Origin of the sequence: uncultured Zhongshania sp. (assembly GCF_963975605.1) — a bacterium.
In the GTDB taxonomy this organism is placed as follows: Bacteria; Pseudomonadota; Gammaproteobacteria; order Pseudomonadales; family Spongiibacteraceae; genus Spongiibacter; species Spongiibacter aquimaris.
This window is the reverse complement of record NZ_CAXBHN010000006.1, coordinates 87,448-103,190: the sequence shown is the minus strand read 5'-3', so window position 1 is coordinate 103,190 and position 15,743 is coordinate 87,448. Positions and strand designations below refer to the sequence as shown.

General features: G+C 51.9%; 13 protein-coding genes. 5 read left to right on the top strand and 8 right to left on the bottom strand.

Annotated features, from left to right (window positions below):
• Positions 1 to 27: 27 nt before the first annotated feature.
• From AAC007_RS07800 to gyrA, 5 genes are all read right to left on the bottom strand, one after another.
• Complete coding sequence (locus tag AAC007_RS07800; protein WP_339675768.1) at positions 28 to 930, bottom strand: prephenate dehydrogenase/arogenate dehydrogenase family protein; 903 nt, start codon at positions 928 to 930, stop codon at positions 28 to 30.
• Positions 914 to 2,047: a histidinol-phosphate transaminase gene (gene hisC, locus AAC007_RS07795; RefSeq protein WP_339675765.1), complete on the bottom strand. Its 1,134-nt coding sequence runs from the start codon at positions 2,045 to 2,047 to the stop codon at positions 914 to 916. The genes AAC007_RS07800 and hisC overlap by 17 nt, the downstream gene beginning before the upstream one ends.
• Before the next feature lie 21 nt (positions 2,048 to 2,068).
• Entirely contained in the window at positions 2,069 to 3,214 is a 1,146-nt protein-coding gene (pheA, locus tag AAC007_RS07790) for a prephenate dehydratase (protein WP_339675762.1), read from the bottom strand.
• Positions 3,215 to 3,218: 4 nt separating this feature from the next.
• A complete protein-coding gene (gene serC / locus AAC007_RS07785) occupies positions 3,219 to 4,298 on the bottom strand; it encodes a 3-phosphoserine/phosphohydroxythreonine transaminase (protein WP_339675759.1) in 1,080 nt (359 codons plus the stop codon).
• A gap of 99 nt (positions 4,299 to 4,397) precedes the next feature.
• Positions 4,398 to 7,058, bottom strand: a complete 2,661-nt coding sequence (gyrA, locus tag AAC007_RS07780) for a DNA gyrase subunit A (RefSeq protein WP_295871120.1) — start codon at positions 7,056 to 7,058, stop codon at positions 4,398 to 4,400.
• Positions 7,059 to 7,329: 271 nt separating this feature from the next.
• On the opposite strand from gyrA, the gene AAC007_RS07775 reads away from it, so the two are divergent.
• The 5 genes from AAC007_RS07775 (at position 7,330) to AAC007_RS07755 (ending at position 11,820) form a co-directional block, all read left to right on the top strand.
• Positions 7,330 to 8,658 (top strand): TRZ/ATZ family hydrolase, encoded by a 1,329-nt coding sequence (locus AAC007_RS07775; RefSeq protein ID WP_339675757.1) that lies wholly within the window; start codon positions 7,330 to 7,332, stop codon positions 8,656 to 8,658.
• A gap of 1 nt (position 8,659) precedes the next feature.
• Positions 8,660 to 9,391, top strand: a complete 732-nt coding sequence (gene ubiG / locus AAC007_RS07770; RefSeq protein ID WP_339675755.1) for a bifunctional 2-polyprenyl-6-hydroxyphenol methylase/3-demethylubiquinol 3-O-methyltransferase UbiG — start codon at positions 8,660 to 8,662, stop codon at positions 9,389 to 9,391.
• Positions 9,391 to 10,080 carry an HAD-IA family hydrolase gene (locus tag AAC007_RS07765; RefSeq protein ID WP_339675754.1) on the top strand — a complete coding sequence of 230 codons (690 nt, stop codon included), beginning with the start codon at positions 9,391 to 9,393 and terminating at the stop codon, positions 10,078 to 10,080. Before ubiG ends, AAC007_RS07765 begins: the two co-directional genes overlap by 1 nt.
• On the top strand, positions 10,071 to 10,835 hold the full coding sequence (locus AAC007_RS07760) for a YciK family oxidoreductase (RefSeq protein WP_219041940.1): 765 nt from the start codon (positions 10,071 to 10,073) through the stop codon (positions 10,833 to 10,835). Before AAC007_RS07765 ends, AAC007_RS07760 begins: the two co-directional genes overlap by 10 nt.
• 211 nt (positions 10,836 to 11,046) lie before the next feature.
• Entirely contained in the window at positions 11,047 to 11,820 is a 774-nt protein-coding gene (locus AAC007_RS07755) for an SDR family oxidoreductase (RefSeq protein ID WP_339675752.1), read from the top strand.
• A gap of 13 nt (positions 11,821 to 11,833) precedes the next feature.
• On the opposite strand, the gene AAC007_RS07750 is transcribed toward AAC007_RS07755, so the two are convergent.
• From AAC007_RS07750 to AAC007_RS07740, 3 genes are all read right to left on the bottom strand, one after another.
• Positions 11,834 to 12,676 carry an HDOD domain-containing protein gene (locus AAC007_RS07750; RefSeq protein ID WP_295871111.1) on the bottom strand — a complete coding sequence of 281 codons (843 nt, stop codon included), beginning with the start codon at positions 12,674 to 12,676 and terminating at the stop codon, positions 11,834 to 11,836.
• A 144-nt stretch (positions 12,677 to 12,820) separates the two neighbouring features.
• The gene (locus AAC007_RS07745) at positions 12,821 to 13,999 is read right to left on the bottom strand and encodes an alanine--glyoxylate aminotransferase family protein (protein WP_339675751.1); all 1,179 of its coding nucleotides are present in this window, start codon (positions 13,997 to 13,999) and stop codon (positions 12,821 to 12,823) included.
• A 119-nt stretch (positions 14,000 to 14,118) separates the two neighbouring features.
• Positions 14,119 to 15,612 (bottom strand): exonuclease domain-containing protein, encoded by a 1,494-nt coding sequence (locus AAC007_RS07740; protein ID WP_339675749.1) that lies wholly within the window; start codon positions 15,610 to 15,612, stop codon positions 14,119 to 14,121.
• Between the last annotated feature and the right edge of the window lie 131 nt (positions 15,613 to 15,743).

The window sequence follows — 15,743 nt, the reverse complement described above, 5'->3', positions numbered from 1 at the left end:
TTTATAGGTAATCAGAAAAATATGAAGTTACGATGAAGGGGACTTTTTTTGCCGAGCGAGATACTGGCCCAAAAAATGTTCATCGCGGGCGTGCTTGGCGCGCTCAAAGGTTTCTAAAATCACATCACCGTCGCCGTCGGCAATCGCCCCTCGAACCGTATTTAAATGGGCTGCAAAGGTATCGATACCCTGCAAAATGGCGTCGCGATTTGCCAGCGCAATATCGTGCCACATGGTCGGATCGCTAGATGCGATGCGGGTGAAATCCCGAAAACCACCGGCCGCAAAACGAAATATATCCGCCGCAGCGCCGTTTTGAGCAAGCGCATCAACAAGGGTATAGGCCAAAACATGGGGAAGATGACTGGTTGCTGCAAGCACCGCATCGTGCTCGGCAACATCCATACAAACAACTTCTGCGCCGCAGGTTTCCCACATCGACCGAATTAGCGATAGCGCAGCGTCAGACGTATTTGCGAGTGGTGTCAAGATCACCCTATGGTCAAGAAACAAGTCTACTGCCGACGCTTCAACACCACTTTGCTCCGACCCTGCAATGGGATGACCGAGCACAAAATTCGACGGCACATCACCAAAAATTCGCTCCGCCGCTTTCTGAATATTGCCCTTCACACTGGCTACATCAGTTACGACCATATTAGCCGTCATCAAGGGCGCTAATTCGGCCATAACTTTTTCGGCCACTAGCGTAGGCGTGGCAATCACTACCACGTCGGCACCTGCAACGGCCTCGGCCATATCCAAGGTATAGGAATCAATCACTCCAAGCTGCAATCCGCGCTCGAGTGACTCAGCACGCCGCCCGGTAGCGACCACTTCGCCAACCGCACCCTGCGCTTTTAAGGCCTTGGCCAGGGAGCCGCCCATCAGCCCCAAGCCAATAATGGTGAGCTTATTGATCAAGAACACCCTCACTTTTTAATTTTTGCAGTGCGCTTAAAAAACGCGCATTTTCATGCTCTAAGCCAATTGAAACTCTTAAATGCTTAGGCATTTGATATACCCCCACCGGCCGCACGATCACACCTTCTTTTAATAAGGCTTGATAAACCGGCAAGGCGTCACAAGGCAACTCAAGAGCAACAAAATTTCCTACCGAGGGAATGTAAGCCAATTCCAGCGCATCGAAGCCCGAACACAGCTGCAGCATTCCCGCGCTGTTGACCTGCTGACTGCGAGTTAAATAGTCCTGATCATCCAACACCGCCACCGCCGCCGACATCGCCGGAATACTGACATTGAAGGGCGCGCGCACACGGTTTAATAAATCAGCAATTTGCGGACTGCTCACGCCGTAGCCAATTCTCAGTCCAGCCAAGCCATAGGCTTTGGAAAAGGTACGTGTGACAATAATATTGGGATAATCGCCAAGAAACGTCAGCCCATCGGGGAAATCGTCGACACCGGCAAACTCCACATACGCTTCATCGAGAACGACAATGACGTGTTCAGGCACTTTGGCCAAAAACACACTCAGGGCCTCGCGACCAAGATAATTACCCGTCGGGTTGTTGGGGTTGGCGATAAAAACAACTTTGGTATCTGCCTCAATCGCCGCCGCCATCGCATCAAGGTCATGCCCCCAATTCTTGGCTGGCGTGACAATCGCACGTGCGCCGACGGCCTGAACCGCAATAGGGTAAACAATAAAAGCGTACTGCGAAAATACTGCTGAACTACCTGCACTCAGAAAGGTGCGGGCAATCAAATCTAAAACATCGTTCGAACCATTGCCGAGGGTAAATTGGTTTTCATGCACAGCCAATTTAGCGGCGAGCTTTTTCTTTAACTCAAAACCGCTGGCATCGGGATATAAATGTGACTGCTTTAACGCTGTTTGCGCGGCGGCGATTGCCAACGGCGACGGTCCCAAAGGATTTTCATTACTCGCCAGCTTAACAACGCTATCCAAGCCCAGCTCACGCTGGAGCTCTTCTATCGGCTTGCCTGGCTGATAGGGATGCAAACCCTGAACACCGACATTTGCTAGCGCAAACACATCACAGGCCACTCGAATTACCCTCACAAATTAAGCCAAACAGCATCATTAAATTGCGGCCTTGGGATAAGACCCCAAAACTTTAAACATAATGGAATGCTGCTCAATATCGTTAAGAATATCGACAATGATGGCATCGTCGCGATGGCCTTCAAACTCAATAAAGAAAACGTAAGTCCACGGCTCAGTTCGCGATGGTCGCGTGTCGATGCGTGTGAGCATCACGTCTGCTTTTTGGAAAGGCTCTAACAATTTAAACAATGCGCCGGGACGGTTGCGCGCCGACACCACCAAGGATGTTTTATCACGTCCGCTGGCGGCCACATCTTCACGACCAATGATTAAAAAGCGCGTTGTGTTATCAGGCTGGTCTTCAATATTTGCCGCCAATTGCGTCAAGCCATACTGCTGCTCAGCCAACTCACCGGCAACAGCGGCAACGCCCTCTTCTTCCGCCGCCATTCTGGCAGCTTCACCGTTACTGCTCACCGCCGAACGTTCAATACCTGGATAGTGTGCATCTAACCAGCGACGACTTTGTGCCAAAGCCTGTTGATGCGCACAAATCCGCGTTATTGGCTTATCTTTGCCGTCTTTACTCACCAGCAAATGCAAGCGAATACGCAGTTCTAGCTCACCACATATTTTTAATGGGGAGTTGATAAACGCGTCAAGTGTGTGAGAAACCATGCCCTCGGTAGAATTTTCTACCGGCACCACGCCGTAATGACACTGGCCATTGGCGACCTTTGCAAACACATCATCAATAGATGCTTGTGGCACGCTGACAACAGCATGGCCAAAATGCTTGAGCGCCGCCGCCTGACTAAAGGTACCCAGCGGCCCCAGATACGCCACTTCCATGGGCTTCTCTAGAGCCAAACAGGCCGACATAATTTCGCGAAAAATAAACGCCACCGTGTCATCTGCCAGCGGCCCCTTATTCGCCGCCTTTACCCGCGCCAATACTTGCGCTTCGCGCTCTGGCCGGTAAAACAACAGCTGCTGCGAACTGCTGCTGTCGGCATTGGATTCAAATTGCTGTGCCGCGGCAAACTCCCGCAGCTTAACTTCGGCAACTTGCTGGGCACAGCTTGCGCGCCGATTTAGCAGATCATGAATCTGGGTATCGATGCTATCGATGCTTTGACGTAAATCATCAAGACTCACTGGCGGCGTTTTGGATTCGCTCATAATCTCAGCCGTTTTGTTGTGCAAAATCTTTCATGTAAGCAATCAGCGCGTCTACCGCTTCTTCTGGTACCGCGTTATATACGCTGGCGCGCATACCACCCACCGAGCGATGACCTTTCAAATTCAGCAAACCGGCTTCTTCCGCGCCCGCTAAAAAGGCTTTATCCAAACTTGCGTCAGCCAATACAAAGGGAATATTCATTAAAGAGCGGCTGGCCACTTCAACAGGGTTGCTGTAAAAACCACTGGCGTCGATATAGCTATACAACTTATCGGCCTTGCGGCGGTTAATCACTTCCATCGCCTCTAAGCCGCCTTGCGCTTTCAGCCACTTGAAGACTAAACCAGCCAAATACCACGCCAATGTCGGCGGAGTGTTGTACATAGAATCGTTATCGGCGGCGGTTTTATAATCCATCATGGTCGGCGTAATCGAGCTGGCTTTGCCCAGCAAATCTTTGCGAACAATGACGATCGTCAAACCCGCAGGCCCAATATTCTTTTGTGCGCCAGCGTAAATTAAGCCAAATTTATTTACATCAATTGGACGCGACAAAATGGTAGACGACATATCGGCAACCAGTGGCACCTTGCTCTCTGGCGTCCAGAAAAACTCCAGACCGCCAATAGTTTCGTTTGGCGTGTAGTGCAAATACGCCGCATCTTCACTTAGCTTCCACGTGTCAAAGGCCGGAATAGTTGTGAAGTTAGTGTCTTCGGAGCTGGCAACCACATTCACATTGGCGTAGCGCTTGGCTTCTTTTATGGCCTTTTTAGACCATTCGCCGGTGTTAACATAATCAACGACCTTGCCTTCACCCATCAGGTTTAACGGCACAGCAGAGAACTGACTGCTGGCGCCGCCCTGCAAGAACAACACCGCGTAGTCGTCAGAAATCCCCATCAGCTCGCGCAAATCGGCTTCCGCCTCGTTGGCGATACCGACCATTTCATCGGAGCGATGGCTCATTTCCATGACCGATAAACCTCGGCCCTGCCAATCCATTAGCTGCTCGCTAGCTTCTTTCAACACTGACTCTGGAATTGAAGCCGGACCTGCACAAAAATTAAAACGACGCGCCATCTTGAATCGCCACTCCGAAAGATTAAAAAACAAAAAAACAAACGGCGCCAGCGGCGCCGCTACTCATTACTTAGCTAGAACAGGGGATAGTGCCAAGGATTACTCCTCGCCGCTATCATCCGCAGGCGCCGCTGCATCGTCACCGTCAGTGCTGGCGGCTTCGCCGGCAATCACATCGTCTGTGGTCGCAGTGTCAGTGTCAGCATCTTCATCGACCTGCAGCAATTTCTCGTCTTCTTCCTCAACGCGCTGCACACCCACCAGATGTTCGTCTTCTTTCAAACGAATAACCCGAACACCCTGGGTGTTACGACTGAGAATCGAGACTTCGTCAGTGCGGGTACGCACCAAAGTGCCTTGATCACTGATCAGCATCAAGTCGTCGCCCTCGAAGACCTGAACCGCACCGACCAACGGCCCGTTGCGCTCGCTCATCGCCATGGCGATAACACCGCGATTACCGCGGCCTTTTGCTGGGAAGTCTTCTACTAATGTGCGCTTACCGTAACCGTTCTCAGAGACGGTCAGCACCCGACCGCCTTCTTGCGGAATAATCATCGCAATAGCGCGCTGATCTTCGTCCATACGAATACCGCGCACACCGCGCGCTGTACGACCCATCGCGCGAACAGCCGTTTCGGGGAATCTAGCCGCTTTGCCTGCGCTGGTTAATAACAAAATATCATTTTCGCCGTTGGTGATTGCAGTGCCAATCAGCACATCACCTTCGTCCAGTTCAATCGCGCGCAAACCGACGCTGCGCTGACGAGAGAAGGCTTCCAATGGCGTCTTTTTCACGGTACCGAAACCGGTGGCCATAAAGATGAAATAGCCTTCGGTGTATTCATTAACCGGCAAAATTGATGTGATGCGTTCGTTTGCGTCTAACGGCAATAAATTCACCATCGGACGACCGCGAGAGTTACGACCCGCTACTGGAATTTGGTAGGCACGCAACCAATATACTTTACCGATATTAGAGAAACACAAAATCGTGGTATGGGTATTCACCACCAATAAATGTTCGACAAAATCTTCATCTTTAACCGAGGTTGCCGACTTACCCATACCGCCACGGCGCTGGGCTTGGTAGGTATCTAAGGGCTGCGACTTGGCATAACCGCCATTAGAAATAGTGACAACGCGGTCTTCTTCTGGAATTAAATCTTCGTGGTTAAGGTCAAGCTGTGACGCAACGATTTCACTGCGACGCTCATCGCCGTAATCGGCAACCACTTGCTCTAATTCACCGCGAATAACCGCAATAAGCACATCGGGATTCGCCAGAATATTTAAGTATTCTGCTATTTCCAGCAGACGCTCTTGGTACTCGCCCAATAGCTTTTCGTGCTCAAGGCCAGTCAGTTTTTGCAAACGTAAATCAAGAATCGCCTGAACTTGCACAGGCGACAAATAATACTGGCCGTCGCGCATGCCATACTGATCTTCAAGATCGTCAGGGCGGCAGGCGTTTTCGCCAGCGCGCTCTAACATGCCAGCTACATCGCCCAATTTCCAAGGGCGCGAGATCAAACTGTCTTTGGCTTCTTGCGTGGTTGCAGACGCTTTAATAGTGGCAATAATTTCATCAATATTTGAAATCGCAACCGCCAAACCTTCCAGCACATGACCGCGTTCACGCGCCTTGCGCAATAGGAACACGGTACGGCGAGTAACCACTTCGCGACGATGGCGAATGAAATACTCAAGCAGCTGCTTCAGGTTTAAAATACGTGGCTGATTATCGACCAGCGCCACGATATTAATACCAAACACATTCTGCAATTGGGTCTGGGCGTAAAGGTTATTCAAGATGACTTCGCCGCTTTCGCCGCGCTTCATTTCTATTACCACGCGCATACCGTCTTTATCAGACTCGTCGCGCAGTTCAGAAATGCCTTCAATCTTCTTCTCTTTAACCAGCTCGGCGATCTTCTCAATCAAGCGCGCCTTGTTTACTTGGTAAGGCAGTTCATGAATAAGAATGGTCTCGCGATGGGTTTTTTCATCGACGATGACTTCAGCGCGGGCGCGAACATAGATACGACCACGGCCCGTTCTATAGGCTTCTACGATACCAGCGCGGCCATTGATGATGGCCGCCGTTGGGAAGTCTGGACCAGGAATGTGCTCCATCAACTGGTCAACGGTAATATCTGGGTCGTCCAGCAAGGCCAAACAGCCGTTAATGACTTCGGTTAAATTGTGTGGCGGAATATTGGTCGCCATACCAACCGCAATACCCGAGGAACCATTGATCAATAGCGCGGGAATTTTAGTGGGCATCACCGCCGGAATTTGCTCGGTGCCATCGTAGTTAGGCACCCAATCCACGGTTTCTTTGTCTAGATCGGCGAGAATTTCGTGGGCGATTTTACGCATACGGATTTCGGTATAACGCATGGCCGCCGCATTATCACCGTCGATAGAACCGAAGTTACCCTGCCCATCGACCAGCATATAGCGCAGCGAAAACGGCTGCGCCATCCGAACGATGGTGTCGTATACCGCAGAATCGCCATGCGGGTGGTATTTACCAATGACGTCACCCACCACACGGGCGGACTTCTTATAGCCTTTATTCCAGTCATTGCCGAGTTCGCTCATGGCGAACAGCACACGGCGGTGAACTGGTTTTAGACCGTCTCGCACATCGGGCAGTGCCCGGCCGACGATAACGCTCATTGCATAATCAAGGTAGGACTGCTTTAGCTCGTCCTCGATATTTACCGGCAGAATCTCTTTAGCTATATCAGCCATGAACGGGGTAGTTCCTTATTATGGATAGTCGTCACGCGGCAGTGTCGCCTCGAAATCGGCCTTATCCGGTATTAACTCACCACTGCCACCGTCTCCGCCGACGGCGCAGCTGGTCTAAGCGGAAAATAAAGCGGCAATGATAGCATAAATCTCAAGCCCGTAGACAGTTCAAAATCGCCGTAAATCAATGTGCTACCGCAACAAAGGCGACCACAGTCGCCGCGTTAACAGGTATACTTGCGCCTTTGCATAAACAGATACGGACAGCCTCATGCCTGCCCAAAGCCCACAAGTCGTCGACACCCTTATATTTGCACGCTGGATTATTCCCGTCGCACCCAATTGCACACCGCTAATTAACCATGCGATAGCTATTCGCAATGGTGAGATATGCGCCCTACTGCCCGCTCAAGACGCGGAGAGTATTGAAGCCGGCGAAGTGCTGCGACTCAGCAATCACGTGCTCATGCCCGGTCTTATAAACGCCCACGGGCACGCGGCCATGAGTTTATTTCGCGGTATGGCCGACGACAAACCGCTGCACACCTGGCTCAATGACCATATTTGGCCCGCCGAAGGTCGCTGGGTCGACGAGGCCTTTGTTCGCGACGGCTGCGAGCTCGCCATTGCTGAAATGCTGCGCAGTGGCACCACCACATTTAGCGATATGTACTTTTTCCCCGAGGCCGCCGCTACCGTCATTCGCAAGGCAGGTATTCGCGCCCAGCTCAGCTTTCCTATATTTGACTTCCCCTGCGCCTGGGGTAGCGGCCCCGACGACTATTTGCGCAAGGGTCTCGCCCTGCGAGACGAGCTAAAACACAGCAAACTGATTACGGTAGCCTTCGGCCCCCACGCGCCTTACACAGTGGGTGACGACGCCATGCTGCGGGTGGCCACCCTCGCCGCCGAGGCTGACGCCGCCATTCAAATTCACCTGCACGAAACCCAGCAGGAAATCGACGACGCCGTCGCCCAAACCGGCAAGCGACCAATTCAACGCCTGGCAGAACTAGGATTACTGGGACCAAAAACCCAGTGCGTGCACCTCGCGGCCCTGAATGATGACGACATCACCACTCTGGCTAATTTTGGTTGCCACGCGGTACATTGCCCAGAATCAAATATGAAATTAGCCAGCGGCTTTTCTCCCGTAGAAAAAATGCGCGCAGCCGGCATTAATGTCGCGCTAGGCACCGATGGCGCCGCCAGCAATAACGACCTCGACCTATTCAGCGAAATGCGCAGTGCAGCGCTGCTCGGCAAAGTCGTGGCCGGTGACGCCTGCGCCCTACCCGACCACTACGCACTGACCATGGCCACGCTAAACGGCGCCAAAGCGCTAGGCATAGATCACCTGGTCGGCAGCCTGGAAGTGGGCAAACAGGCCGACGTGATCGCCATCGATCTATCAGCGCTGGAACAGCAACCTATTTACAGCCCTGTTTCACAACTGGTTTACACCAATATCAGTCATCAGGTTCGCTATAGCTGGATCATGGGCCGCAAGGTACTGGATAATGGCGAACTGACCACGCTAGACCGCCGCGACATCGTTACTCGCGCCGAACTCTGGCGCACAAGAATTAGCGGAGAATAAAATGCAGCACGCGGAATCGCAGAAACAGCATAGAAACAACGTCGACCCAGCAGAAATTGCCAAGTTTGAAGAGCTGGCTCACCGCTGGTGGGATCGCAACAGCGAGTTCAAACCCCTGCACGACATCAATCCGCTGCGCGTCAATTATATCGATGAGCGCTCACCACTCGCCGAACGCCGGGTCGTTGATGTTGGCTGCGGTGGCGGTATTTTATCGGAAGCCATGTTTCAACGTGGCGCCCGCGTTAAAGGCATCGACATGGGCGAAACGCCCTTGAGCGTTGCCCGCCTGCACCAGCTGGAGTCCGGCGCCAAGGTTGAATACTTTCAAACCACCGCCGAAGAGCTCGCCGCCGACGAACCTGGCAGCTACGACATAGTGACCTGCCTGGAAATGCTGGAACACGTTCCCGATCCGTCTTCTGTTATTCGCGCCTGCGCAACGCTGTGCAAACCGGGTGGCGACATTTACTTTTCTACCATCAACCGCAACCCTAAAGCGTTTATGTTTGCGATTGTCGGCGCCGAGTATTTACTGAAAATGCTGCCCAAGGGCACCCACGACTTCAGCCGCTTCATTCGCCCTGCCGAACTGGGGAACTGGGTTCGTGATGCCGGCTTGCAAATGCAACATATGACCGGTCTCACCTATAACCCGCTGCTGCGCACTTATCGACTTAACGACAAAGACGTCGATGTAAACTATATGATCCACGTAAAGAAGCCCGCCTAATGCTGCACGGTGTATTGTTTGATCTAGATGGCACGCTACTCGACACCGCCGCTGACTTCACAGCGGTGTTAAACAGCATGCTCGACGAGCATGGCCGCGCGCCGCAAAGCTATGACGCGGTGCGCCGCAAAGTATCCGACGGCGCTCGCGCCGTCGTTAGCTTAGGATTTGAGCAAACCGAAGACAGTGATGGCTTTGCCGATTTACTGAACGACTTCCTCGACCGCTATCTTGCACAACTTTCAGTAAGCACAACCCTCTTTCCCGGCATGGCAGAGGTGTTAACGCACATTGAGTCACTGGGTTTAAAGTGGGGCATTGTCACCAATAAGCCATCGCGCTTTACCGAGCCCTTGCTCTCAGCAATGCAATTATCAACGCGCTGCGGCACCGCTATTTGCCCCGACCACGTAAGGCATCGCAAACCTCACCCAGAACCGATCTATTTAGCCTGCAAAGAAATTGACTGCCTGCCAGCAAACACCATCTACGTGGGCGACCACAAACGCGACATCGACGCCGGTCGCAATGCCAGCATGCGCACGGTCGCCTGCCGGTATGGCTATATCTCTGAAAATGACAGTGCAGATAGCTGGGGCGCCAATTATGTTGTCGACACAGCGAGCGACCTTATTCCACTGATCAGTAAATTACAGCTTCATAAATCCGAGGATTCTACGTGCCTTTAAGCCTTCCCCCAGAATATATCGCCGCACCGCAATGTCTTCAGAACAAAATCATTCTCGTGACCGGTGCCGGTGACGGTATTGGTCGCGCCGCCGCACTAAGCTACGCCCAACACGGCGCCACCGTGATATTGCTGGGACGTACAGTCGAAAAACTGGAAGCGGTTTACGATGAAATCGAAGCCGCGGCTTATCCGCAGGCGGCCATCTACCCCCTGCACTTACGCGGCGCAGTGATGAAAGATTATGAAGAATTGGCAAACACCATAGAACGGGAATTTGGACGCCTAGATGGTTTGCTGCACAACGCAGGTGTACTTGGCCAACGTCGAACTTTGGCCCAAACCACCGTCGACAGCTGGGACGAGGTTTTACACGTCAATTTAAGTGCGCCATTTATGATGACCCAAGCGCTCTTACCAATGCTAGCCGCCGCTGAGAACGCCTCCATCATTCTCACCTCCTCCAGCGTTGGCCGCAAAGGGCGCGCCTTTTGGGGAGCCTATGCCATATCGAAATTTGGCACTGAAGGCATGATGCAGATCTTGGCTGACGAAGAATTTGACCTTAACAATACGCGCGTGAACAGCATCAACCCGGGCGCCACCCAAACAGTCATGCGCCGCACCGCCTATCCAGGCGAAAACCCGCAGGACAATCCGCTACCAGAAGTGATTATGCCGCTCTACCTCTACTTAATGAGCGACGACAGCAAAGCTGTGAATGGCCAACAATTTGATGCCCAGCCAAAGGCGTAATGGTATAAAGACACGACATGGTTTACTGCATTATTACGACTGAACTGCTGTACATCGTGTCTGAATCCTTGCAGCAAAAGACAATAATAATTTACTAAATCTCAGGCTCTTTTTAATTACGGTCATCGAAGCAACAAAGCATATAGCACCTGCTTATAGACTTGAGCCGGCACGACAAACCAAAAGCATCCTAAGCAACAAGGGTAATAAAATGAACGCAACGACGAATGTCTCTTTTGATCTTAGCAACAAAATCGCCTTGGTCAGTGGTGGTAGCCGCGGTATTGGTAAAAGCATCTGCAAAGCGTTGGCAGCCCACGGTGCACACGTGATTGTGGCGAGCCGCAAAGCAGCCGACTGCGAACAGGTTGCAGAGGAAATACGTCAGGAACAGGGCAGCGCCGAAGCCATGGCCTGCCACATCGGCGATATGGAAAATATTGAGTCAGTATTTGAAGCGATTGAACGCAAACACGGCCGTTTAGATATATTAGTCAACAACGCCGCCACCAACCCCTATTTCGGCCATATCACCGACACAGATTTAGCGGCCTTCAACAAGACCATAGACGTCAATATTCGCGGCTACTTCTTTATGTCGTCCATCGGGATCAAACTGATGGCCAAAAATGGCGGCGGTAGCGTTATAAATGTCGCGTCGATCAACGGCGTCAAACCCGGCGCCCTGCAGGGAATCTACTCGATCAGCAAAGCCGCCGTTATTTCAATGACCCAAGCGTTTGCAAAAGAATGCGCGTCGATGGGCGTAAGAGTAAACGCCCTTTTACCTGGCTTAACGGATACCAAGTTCGCGTCGGCTTTAGTTAAAAACGACGAAATTCGGGAAACTGTTCTGAAGGATGTACCACTTAACCGCGTCGCACAGCCAGACGAAATGGCCGGCGCAGTGCTGTATTTAGCATCCGCTGCATCGAGCTACACCACGGGAAGTTGTATTACCGTAGATGGCGGCTACTTATCCTAAACGGCAAAATCCACTAGCCGCGCAAGGCGCCCTGCATCGCTTCAATTTGCTGATGATAATCGTCGGTCGCATCGAGGGTGACCGGCAATCCCAGCCTTTCGAAAGCCGTTACGGTTGACCAGTCCACGCTCGCTAAAGGATGCTGGGTGCCAAAATAACTGTGCAAATTGGCGACAGTGACTAAATCCACATAGTCGCCTTCCTTCGCTTGACGGTTAAAATCCATATGCTGAGTCGGCACGATAACCAACTCATCGGCAAAACCCCAAGCCTCAAGAATGCGACTACCCACCTCCGGGCTCAAACTGATTAATATTTGATCAAGCAATTCCGGATGATCACGTAAAAAGCCTCGACCTACTGCATAATTCAATACCGGCAAGGTGCCGACTTGGTGAACAATACCGGCAAGGGTCGCCATCTCAGGTTTTAATTTAGTTTGGGATTTAGCAAGAGTGTGGCAAATAGCGGCAACATCTGTGCTGTGCATCCAGATGGCACGCATTCGCTGATTGAGCGCTTCTTTAGTCGACAAAAATATCTGCTGCATCGCTAAGGTCGTTACCAGCGTGCTGGTATAGCCAAGACCTATGCGCCCAATCGCCGACTTAACATCGTGAATAGGCTGAAAACCTCGCAATAAGGAGCTATTGGCAATGCGCAGAATACGCGTTGCGATTGAGCTGTCATTTTCGATAATCGTCGCCAACATCCCCACGCTGACATCTGGGTCACTGGCCGCCTCACGAATTTCTAGGGCGATCTCTGGCAATGTCGGCAAGACGATGGAGTCATTTTCAATCGCGTCCAGCAAATCAAGCCGAACCTGTTCGATCAAGGGGTTACTTAAAGACACATTGACACGCTCGCAAGTGGATATAGACGAAGACTAGCAGATGCCTAACAGGACCATCAGTGTTAAAAATACTTATGTTCAAAACAAAATGCCGAGACCTACTAACAGGCCTCGGCATTTCAGGTAAACACACCCTTATTGCATTTAAGCTAGCGTGGCCTCAGCAGCGGCAAGCGCACTTGCGGCATCGCATGTATAGCCTTGTGCGTTCATCGCCTCAGCCAAAGCCTTAAGCAATAAGCTGATGTTCTCCATTCTGGCACTGTAACCCATCAAACCGATACGCCACACTTTACCCGCGAGGTCGCCTAGGCCAGCGCCAATCTCCAAATCATAATTCGCTAGGAGATATTGGCGAGTGGTGGCGTCATCCACACCCTCTGGAATATAGACGCTATTCAACTGAGGTAGACGCTGCTCAGCCTTAACGACAAAACTAATACCCAGCGCTTCTAAACCGGCAGCTAAGGCGCCGTGCATCGCCGCGTGACGCTGCCAGGCATTTTCCAAGCCTTCGTCTTGCAACATGACCAAAGACTCGTGCAGCCCATAAAGTGCGTTCACCGGCGCGGTGTGATGATAGGCACGCTTGCCACCCTCGCCCCAGTAACCCAGTATCAGGTTCATATCCAAGAACCAACTTTGCACGGGATGCTTGCGCGCTTTTATAACGGCAACGGCGGCATCACTAAAGGTCACCGGCGACAAACCCGGCGTGCACGACAGACATTTTTGGCTACCTGAATACACAGCATCCGCTTGCCACTTATCCACCAGCAAGGGCACACCACCCATTGATGTCACCGCGTCGACAATGCTCAAGGCATTATATTTCTTAGCTAAAGCGCAGAGCGCTTGCGCATCGCTCAGGGCACCCGTTGACGTCTCGGCGTGCACAAAAGCGAGAATTTTAACGTCGCTATTCGCTTTAAGCGCCTCTTCCACTGCAGCTGGCTCAACCGCCGCACCCCATGGAAAATCAACACGCACGGCGGTGGCGCCACAGCGGGTCACGTTTTCAATCATGCGATTGCCAAACACCCCGTTTACACACACCAATACTTTGTCCCCCGGCTCGACCAGGTTTACAAAGCAGGCCTCCATACCAGCGGAGCCAGGGGCGGATATCGGCAGGGTCAATTCATTGCTGGTCTGAAACGCATACTTAAGCAGGGTTTTGGTTTCATCCATCATGCCAATAAACAAGGGGTCTAAGTGCCCCAGTGTTGGCCGCCCGAGCGCCTCAAGAATACGTGGATGAACATCGGACGGACCCGGTCCCATCAGAGTACGACGCGGAGGATGGAAAGAGGAAATTGCCATATTAAAATCTCACTGATCTGCCACGCCCAATCACATCGATGCAGAATAAACTGGGCCAAGAAAGTTGACGGTGATTATACCTGAAGACGGGGCCGTTTTAGAAACCGCACCTCCTGTTCTTATATTTTTGCAAACGCAGATAGCGGCCGCCATTCCAGCTCATTCAAAAAGGCCCGTAACAATCGGTAATGGTCGTAGTGAAAGCCCAGTTGTTGCTCGCATCTCGCGGCCGCCTCAGCAAGACTCAGCGCCGCCGATCCATCTACTTCCGCGCGCGGACACGGCGAAAGTGTTTGACGATTCGCATCCCAAATAAACGAGCCGTAATACCGCCAGTCATTCACCAAATGCCACTCAGCAAGGCCCGCGTCATTACACTCGTAAATTAACACGGCTTCCGCAAAAGGCCAGGGCGTATATAGATAGTCGGCGAACGCAGACTTTAACCGAGAAATCGATCCAGCTAAATCAGCGGGAGCACTATTCTCAACATTCTCTGTGCCATCACTATCACGACAATCAATGTCATCACAAACAGAGCAGTCACAGCGCTGCCCCTCGCTTAGTAGCGCCAATTGCGAAAGGCATAAATCATTGTCTTTTGCTAAGACCACAAGACGGGCTTTGGCCTGTTTTCGATCGCGAAACAACACCACCGATTCACCACTCTGACCAATATCGTTTGGCAGTCCCGAGCGCAAACGCAGGCTATGGCCGCCGCTATCAATGCTCACAAAACGAACACAGCAGGGCTTGCCTACCGCCTTGGCACTGCGTTGCATTTGCGGCTTTTCATGCCGCAAGGCAGCGCTTAAGTAGAGTCCTGCCGACAGCTCACCGGCGTGCGCCTGCCACTGCAGTCCGGCCACCTTGCGCGCTAACTTTGTCGCCTTGCTATCGCCGGCACTATTAGAGAAATGGCTAAGTATCTGCTCTTGCAGAGAGCTGGCAGCGCCCAAATACAGCAGCTCCCCCGCCTCTCCCAGCAATCGATACACACCTGCCCGGCCGGGAATTGCATCAAATTCCGTTTGGCTAATAGACGGCGGTAATACCGGCAAGCCTAACAATAAACCGACCTCAAAATTAAACACCGCCTCGCCAACATCTCGTCGCGCAAAATCCAAAAACGCCTTCATCGCATCGACATCGGCCATGGCGCGGTGATGACCTTCGGAATGAAAACCAATCCGGTGACAAATGGCTTCTAAGCCATGCTTCGGCCACTCGGGATAAAGGGTGCGCGCAAGCTTTAGCGTACACAGCACCGGCGGATTATATTGGCGACCAAAACGGGCAAAATTAGCGCGCAAAAACCCCGCATCAAACCGCGCATTGTGAGCAACCAATATTGCATTCTCTAAGTGAGACCACAGCTCATCCTGCACATCACTAAATACCGGTTTACCCCTAACCATCGAGGGAGAAATGCCAGTTAGCCCCTGAATAAAAGACGGAATACTACACTGCGGATCAATAAGTGACTGCCACGCCCACTCTTCGCCGCCACTAAAATCGATTTGGCGAACCGCCACTTCCATGATTTGATCATTGGCAGCTTGGCCCCCAGTGGTTTCTAAATCGACCAGCGCAAAACGCACATCATCTAGCACGCGAAACCTCGTCGACAGTGACACGCATGTTCATCTAGCAGCAAACTAAGCATCTATTTTCCAGTCATTCACGTATTAAAACGCTATTATGAGTAATCGGTATCTAACTCACCAGCCTTGGCATATCGATG

What these genes read in the sequence shown, in the direction of transcription:
- AAC007_RS07745 (WP_339675751.1), bottom strand. Translation starts at nt 13,999, where the DNA reads ATGGCAATTTCCTCTTTCCATCCTCCGCGTCGTACTCTGATGGGACCG.
- serC (WP_339675759.1), bottom strand. Translation starts at nt 4,298, where the DNA reads ATGGCGCGTCGTTTTAATTTTTGTGCAGGTCCGGCTTCAATTCCAGAG.
- gyrA (WP_295871120.1), bottom strand. Translation starts at nt 7,058, where the DNA reads ATGGCTGATATAGCTAAAGAGATTCTGCCGGTAAATATCGAGGACGAG.
- pheA (WP_339675762.1), bottom strand. Translation starts at nt 3,214, where the DNA reads ATGAGCGAATCCAAAACGCCGCCAGTGAGTCTTGATGATTTACGTCAA.
- ubiG (WP_339675755.1), top strand. Translation starts at nt 8,660, where the DNA reads ATGCAGCACGCGGAATCGCAGAAACAGCATAGAAACAACGTCGACCCA.
- AAC007_RS07775 (WP_339675757.1), top strand. Translation starts at nt 7,330, where the DNA reads ATGCCTGCCCAAAGCCCACAAGTCGTCGACACCCTTATATTTGCACGC.
- AAC007_RS07765 (WP_339675754.1), top strand. Translation starts at nt 9,391, where the DNA reads ATGCTGCACGGTGTATTGTTTGATCTAGATGGCACGCTACTCGACACC.
- AAC007_RS07755 (WP_339675752.1), top strand. Translation starts at nt 11,047, where the DNA reads ATGAACGCAACGACGAATGTCTCTTTTGATCTTAGCAACAAAATCGCC.